Source organism: Leucobacter sp. NPDC015123 (assembly GCF_043080205.1).
GTDB lineage: Bacteria > Actinomycetota > Actinomycetes > Actinomycetales > Microbacteriaceae > Leucobacter > Leucobacter aridicollis_A.
Window position 1 is genome coordinate 151274 of record NZ_JBIBVH010000008.1, and the last position, 6235, is coordinate 157508.

Sequence of the window (6235 nt, forward strand, 5' to 3'; positions counted from 1 at the left end):
AGGAACGAAGCAACGGAATAGGCGCTACCGCTCGGACGCCTCGTCCACGCCCTCGATGACCTCGCGCAGCCAGTCGCGGGCGTCGCGGAAGCGGTTATCGTCGTGCACAGGTCGAATCTCTGCAGAGACCCTGTCGGCCCGCGGATACGATCCGAGGAACACGACGTTCGGGCTCGACCGTTTCACGCCGAGCAGGGCATCAGCCACGCGCTCATCCTTGATATGTCCCTCGGCGTCGATGACGAACCGGTACCGGCCCATCCGATCGCCGATCGGGCGCGACGCGAGCAGCGTGAGGTTCACGCCGCGGGTCGCGAACTGTTCGAGCAGGTCGAGAAGCGCGCCCGAACGGTCCTCTGGGAGCTCGGCTATGAGCGAAGTCTTGTCGGCCCCGGTCGGCTCGCTGACGGGGCCGACTCGACTCACAAGCACGAAGCGGGTGACGGCGTCTGGATTCTCTGCGATCCCTTCGGCGAGTACCTCGACGTCGTAGTGGTCTTCGATTCCCGGGGGAGCGATTGCAGCGTCAACCTGCTTGGCATCGTCGAAGAGATCGGCGGCCGCCTGCACGTTTGAGGTCGCTGGGAGGTGGCGGTGCTGGGGCAGAGCGCCATCGAGCCAGGCACGGCACTGGCCGTACGCGACGGGGTGACCCGCGACCACGGTCACGTCTTCGAGCTTCACGCCGGGCCGGGCGACGAGCACGAATCGTACAGGCACGAGGTACTCGCCGATGATGCGCAGACCAGGGATCGTCGCCAGCGCGTCCTGCGCAACTGTCACCCCGCCGTCGATGGAGTTCTCGATCGCGATCATCGCCGCGTCGCTGACACCCGTCACGACATCGTTCAACGCCTCGCCAAGGTTCGATACGGGCCGCCAGGTCTGTCCCCGAGCCGCGTCGACCTGTTTGAGGGCCGCCTCGGTAAACGTCCCCGCGGGCCCCAGGTAGGAGTAGCTGCGCGTGGGTTCCGAGGAGTGTGACATGAGCCCAAGCGTACCGCGAGCGGGCGTGCGGTCGGGTGCATGCGAGCGGCGAGCTTATGCGGCGTTGCAGTAGTCGCAGCCGCACGCACCGCAGCGACTCTGCGCTGAACCGGGGCCAGCGCCCGGCAGCGCGAAACCTAGCTCAGCACCCGCGCGACGAGCGCCTGCGCCGCCGCCTGCACCTCGATGAGATGGTTCGGCCCCGCGAACGATTCGGCGTAGATCTTCATGACGTCCTCGGTGCCCGACGGGCGGGCGGCAAACCAGGCGCGCTCGGTCGAGACCTTGAGACCGCCGATGGCCGCACCATTTGACGCCTCCGTTGCGATCGACGTGATCGGGTCGCCGGCGAGCTCGGACTCGGCAACGTCCGACGCCGAAAGCGCCGCGAGCCGGGCCTTCTGCTCGCCAGTCGCTGGAGCGTCGATGCGCGCGTACGCTGGCTCTCCGAACCGCTCAACGAGGGCGCTGTAGCGTTCGGACGGTGACTGCCCAGTGACTGCCTCGATCTCTGCGGCGAGGAGACAGAGCAGGATCCCGTCCTTGTCCGTGCTCCACGGAGTCCCGTCGAACCGTTGGAAGGACGCGCCGGCGCTCTCCTCGCCGCCGAAGACGACGCTGCCCTCTGAGAGTCCTGGCACGAACCACTTGAACCCGACGGGAACCTCGTCGAGCCGGCGCCCGTGCGCGGCGACGACTCGGTCGATCATTGCCGACGAGACGAGTGTCTTTCCGATGCCCGCCGTGGCAGGCCAGTCTGGGCGGTGTTCGAGCAGGTAGTCGATCGCGACGGCAAGGAAGTGGTTCGGGTTCATGAGCCCGCCGTCGCGGGTCAGGATCCCGTGCCTATCCGCGTCTGCGTCGTTGCCTGTGACGATCGCGTACTCGTCGCGGTAGGGGGCCACTGTCGACATCACCTGGGCGGAAGACGGATCCATCCGGATCTTCCCGTCCCAGTCAAGGTGGAGGAACGCGAACTGCGGATCCACGCCTGCGCCGAGCACCGTGAGGTCGAGTTCGTAGCGGTCGCGGATCGCCGACCAGTAGGCGACGCTCGCCCCGCCGAGGGGATGGGCCGCGACGCGGATCCCTGACTCGCTGATCGCCCGCATGTCGATCACGTTTGCGAGCCCCTCGACGTACGCGCCGAGGAAGTCGTAGGCGCCCGGCACGACTGGCGCGCTCGGCGGTTGGGGGGCCGCGAGCGCCCACCACTCGCCGCTTTCGAGCAGGGCGTTGGCGCGCTTGGCGATCCAGCTCGTGGCGTCGGTGTCTGCGGGCCCGCCGTGCGGGGGGTTGTACTTGATGCCGCCGTCGTCCGGCGGGTTGTGGCTCGGGGTCACGATGATGCCGTCAGCGCGATCAGGATCGTCTGCCGCCCGGCCCCGGTTATGCATGAGGATTGCGTGGCTCAAGGCAGGGGTTGGCACGTATGCTTCGTCGCCCTGCCCGGCGTTTGTCAGTACGTGGACGCCGAGCGTGGTGAGCACGGAGACCGCGGTGCGCTCCGCGGGAGCGGAGAGGGCGTGGGTGTCAGCCCCGATGAAGAGCGGGCCGCGGATGCCCTGCGCCTCCCTGTACTCTGCGATGGCGGCGGCGATGGCGGCAATATGGGCCTCGTTGAAGGAGCCCGTGAGAGCCGAGCCGCGATGGCCTGAGGTGCCAAACACCACTCGCTGTGACGGCACTTCGGGGTCGGGTACGACCTCGGTATACGCGCGCACGAGCGCAGCGATATCGACGAGGTCTTCGGGGCGCGGAAGCATGCCTGCACGAACATCCATGCCTCTAGTGTGCCAGGCCAACAAAGCCACGTCGCGTTCACCTTCACGGAGTAGTCTGTGAACCATGAGCGAGATGCAGCAAGACCGTCCGTCCATTGAGTGCTGGCTGACTGACATGGACGGTGTGCTCGTGCACGAGAATCGGGCTATCCCGGGCGCCGCCGAGCTCATCGCGCAGTGGACTGCGAATGAGCAGCCCTACCTAGTGCTCACAAACAACTCGATCTTCACGGCGCGCGACCTCTCTGCCCGACTCGCCGCGAGTGGTATCAAGGTTCCCGAGGAGCGGATCTGGACGAGCGCGCTCGCCACCGCCGCTTTTCTCAAGCAGCAGAAGCCTGGTGGCTCGGCGTTTGTGCTCGGCGAGGCAGGGATCCTGACCGCGCTGCACGACGCCGGCTACGTCATGACTGAAACCAACCCCGACTTCGTCGTCGTTGGCGAGACCCGCAACTACTCGTTTGACGCGATCACGAAGGCGATCCGCCTCATCAACAAGGGCGCCCGGTTTATCTCGACGAACCCTGACGCTACTGGGCCGAGCCCAGACGGCGTGCTCCCCGCGACCGGAGCGATCAACGCCCTCATCACGAAGGCGACAGGCATGGAGCCCTACGTCGTCGGCAAGCCAAACCCGATGATGTTCCGCTCGGCGATGAACAAGATCGGCGCCCACTCGCACAACACCGGGATGATCGGCGACCGGATGGACACAGACATTGTCGCGGGTATCGAGGCAGGCCTGCACACTGTGCTCGTGATGACTGGCATCTCAGACAGGGCAGAGATCGAGAAGTTCCCGTTCCGGCCAAACGAGGTGCTCGGCTCGGTCGCCGAGCTGCTCGACTAGCGCCAGCGCGGGGCGCTACTTGGCAGCCTTGCCCCTGATCTTGCGCACGAGCATCTGCGTCGCGATGAACGCGAGGTACGCGGAGAAGGCGATGTTGCCCCAGAACGGGTCGATCCACCCTGCGAACATCGACCCGAACGGCACGCAGACCGACGCGGCGATGCCGATGTAGGCGGCGGCGCGCAGATCAACGTTGCCGCGCTTGAAATTCCCGATCGTGCCCGAGAGCGAGCCCGGGATCATCATGAGCAGCGAAGTGCCCTTCGCGATGAGGTCGCTCGCGCCGAAGAAGAACATCAGGATCGGTACCACGACAACCCCGCCGCCCACTCCGAGCAGGCCAGACAGGATTCCAGTCACGAAGCCCGTCACGACGAGCAGGGCGCCCATGAGCGCGGTCATCGTGATCTCGTCGTCGCGTTGCGGCACGACGAACCAGAGGCTCACGATCACGACAGCGAGGAAGGCGATGAAGCCCCACTGGATCGCGCCGACCGGCAGCTTGGACAGCAGGTGGCTGCCGACCTGCGCGCCAACGACGATCCCGACGGCGAGCAGCGCTGCGGCGATCCAGTCGACGTTGCCCTGGAGTGCATACGTCGTCGCGCCAACGATCGCCGTCGGCAGGATCGCCGCGACCGACGTGCCAGCAGACAGCTTCTGCGGCATGCTCAGCCAGAGCGCGAGCGCGGGCACGATGATTGTGCCTCCGCCGATGCCGAAGAGACCCGAGAGGAGCCCTCCGAGGATGCCGATGGCGATGAGGGGGAGCGGGCTTGGTCGCACTGAGGCGTTCATGGTCTGAGCTACTTTGCTTGTCGGAGTGGGGCCTGACAGGCTCGCCGCGGAACAACGCGGAAGCCGTCTCGTGACCCCGGAGGCGTGCGGCGTTTTGGTCCAGGACACGTGCGGCGTCAGGCCCGGGAAAACCCGGGCCGAGGGCCGCTACTGTGGGGCGAGGCCCAGATCTTCGAGGCCGATCGCGAAGCGGTACTCGTAGCCGGCTTCTTCAATGCGAGCCTTTGCGGGGGCCTGACGATCCACAACAACCGCGACGGCGACGACCTCGGCGCCAACCTTTTTGAGCGCTTCGATGGCGGCGAGCGGTGACCCGCCAGTCGTCGACGTATCTTCGACAACGATGACGCGCTTGCCTTCGAGGTCCGGGCCCTCGACCTGGCGGCCGCGGCCGTGATCCTTCGGCTCCTTGCGCACAACGAACGAGTCGTACACCTCGCCGCGAGCGACACCCTGGTGCATGATCGCCGAAGCAATCGGGTCCGCGCCCATCGTGAGGCCGCCGACTGCGACGACGCCATCGATATCTGCGATGAGGTCGAGCATGACCTGGCCGATGAGCGGGGCAGCGCGGTGATCGAGCGACAGCTTACGCAGATCGATGTAGTAGGTGGCCTTCTTGCCGCTCGTGAGCGTGAAGTCGCCGTGGAAGACGGCCTCCGACTTGATGAGTTCGATGAGCTTTTCGCGTGCGGTGGTCATGCTTCGATTCTAGTGTTTGGTGACGTTACGCCGGCAGCGAGAGTTCGGTGACGCGGGGGTGTTGGGGCTCTATGCTCGAAAGCGTGAACGTGGGAATCCCTGAAGCGCAGCTTGCTGAACTTAGTGAACTGTTCGAGCGCGGCCCTGTCGCGGTACTCACGGGGGCAGGCATGAGCACTGACTCGGGCATTCCCGACTATCGCGGGGCCGGCACTCCGCCTCGCAACCCGATGAACATCGCGCAGTTCACGGAAGACCCGCACTATCGGCGCAGATTCTGGGCAGGCGCCCGGATCGGGCAGAACCGAATGAACACTGTCGAGCCGAACGATGGGCACCGCGCGTTGGCGCGGCTCGAAGCCACGGGACGCATCGACGGCGTCATCACGCAGAATGTCGACGGCCTGCACAAGCGCGGCGGATCGCGAAACGTGGTCGAGCTCCATGGCGGCGGTGGGATCATGCGCTGCATCCAGTGCGGAGAACGGTGGACACGGAGCGAGGTGCTCGGCTGGTTCGACACGTTGAACCCCGGCTATGCGGAACGCAACGCGAACGCTGAGGTCGCGCCAGACGGTGACGCCCTGGTTACCGAGGTTGAATCCGTTCGGGTGCCGCTCTGCCCAGGCTGCGGGGGAACCTTGCGCCCCGACGTCGTCTACTTCGGCGAGACCGTGCCTGTCGCGGTGTTTGATGCTGCAGCTGAGCTCGTCTCGCGTTCGACGGGTCTGCTCGTCGCGGGTTCCTCGCTCGCGGTGAACACTGGGATGCGGCTCGTGCACAAGGCTGAACGGCTCGGGAACCCGCTCGCGGTGATCAATCGTGGGCCGACAGCCGTCGACGGGCGCCCGTCGCTTGCTGTGCGAATCGACGGCGGGACGACCGAGACACTGACGGCACTCGCCGACGCGCTCGGGGCGTAGCGGGACGCTGGGGCAGCCCGGCCCGGGCAGGTTCTGCCCTGTCCGGCCCATTTCGGCACCTGCGCCGATGTACACGATTCCGGCGAATGTACACGAGGCGGTTTCAGGGTGTTAGTGCAACACCAGCCAATAGCTCGTTCAGTTTCTCACGAGGCGTCGCCCACCCCAACGTTTCCCGTGGACGATCATTC

The 6235-nt window shown here is 66.1% G+C and carries 6 protein-coding genes; 2 read left to right on the forward strand and 4 right to left on the reverse strand.

The genetic code is table 11. The features are described from left to right. Positions 1 to 24: 24 nt before the first annotated feature. Both pheA and ACF07D_RS14250 read right to left on the reverse strand, forming a co-directional pair. The gene (pheA, locus tag ACF07D_RS14245) at positions 25 to 987 is read right to left on the reverse strand and encodes a prephenate dehydratase (RefSeq protein ID WP_119281810.1); all 963 of its coding nucleotides are present in this window, start codon (positions 985 to 987) and stop codon (positions 25 to 27) included. Between the two features lie 137 nt (positions 988 to 1124). Continuing rightward, the gene (locus ACF07D_RS14250) at positions 1125 to 2771 is read right to left on the reverse strand and encodes a phosphoglucomutase, alpha-D-glucose phosphate-specific (RefSeq protein ID WP_391505341.1); all 1647 of its coding nucleotides are present in this window, start codon (positions 2769 to 2771) and stop codon (positions 1125 to 1127) included. 64 nt (positions 2772 to 2835) lie between these two features. Here ACF07D_RS14250 and ACF07D_RS14255 point away from each other — a divergent pair, with 64 nt between their 5' ends. Continuing rightward, a complete protein-coding gene (locus ACF07D_RS14255; RefSeq protein WP_391505342.1) occupies positions 2836 to 3621 on the forward strand; it encodes an HAD-IIA family hydrolase in 786 nt (261 codons plus the stop codon). Between the two features lie 15 nt (positions 3622 to 3636). Here the strand turns inward: ACF07D_RS14255 and ACF07D_RS14260 are convergent, their stop codons facing one another. Together ACF07D_RS14260 and pyrE are read right to left on the reverse strand one after the other, a co-directional pair. After that, entirely contained in the window at positions 3637 to 4419 is a 783-nt protein-coding gene (locus ACF07D_RS14260) for a sulfite exporter TauE/SafE family protein (protein ID WP_119281808.1), read from the reverse strand. 147 nt (positions 4420 to 4566) lie between these two features. Next, positions 4567 to 5121 (reverse strand): orotate phosphoribosyltransferase, encoded by a 555-nt coding sequence (pyrE, locus tag ACF07D_RS14265; RefSeq protein ID WP_391505343.1) that lies wholly within the window; start codon positions 5119 to 5121, stop codon positions 4567 to 4569. Between the two features lie 83 nt (positions 5122 to 5204). On the opposite strand from pyrE, the gene ACF07D_RS14270 reads away from it, so the two are divergent. After that, complete coding sequence (locus ACF07D_RS14270) at positions 5205 to 6044, forward strand: Sir2 family NAD-dependent protein deacetylase (protein ID WP_391505344.1); 840 nt, start codon at positions 5205 to 5207, stop codon at positions 6042 to 6044. Positions 6045 to 6235: the final 191 nt, after the last annotated feature.

What these genes read in the sequence shown, in the direction of transcription:
- ACF07D_RS14250 (WP_391505341.1), bottom strand. Translation starts at nt 2,771, where the DNA reads ATGGATGTTCGTGCAGGCATGCTTCCGCGCCCCGAAGACCTCGTCGAT.
- pyrE (WP_391505343.1), bottom strand. Translation starts at nt 5,121, where the DNA reads ATGACCACCGCACGCGAAAAGCTCATCGAACTCATCAAGTCGGAGGCC.
- ACF07D_RS14255 (WP_391505342.1), top strand. Translation starts at nt 2,836, where the DNA reads ATGAGCGAGATGCAGCAAGACCGTCCGTCCATTGAGTGCTGGCTGACT.
- pheA (WP_119281810.1), bottom strand. Translation starts at nt 987, where the DNA reads ATGTCACACTCCTCGGAACCCACGCGCAGCTACTCCTACCTGGGGCCC.
- ACF07D_RS14260 (WP_119281808.1), bottom strand. Translation starts at nt 4,419, where the DNA reads ATGAACGCCTCAGTGCGACCAAGCCCGCTCCCCCTCATCGCCATCGGC.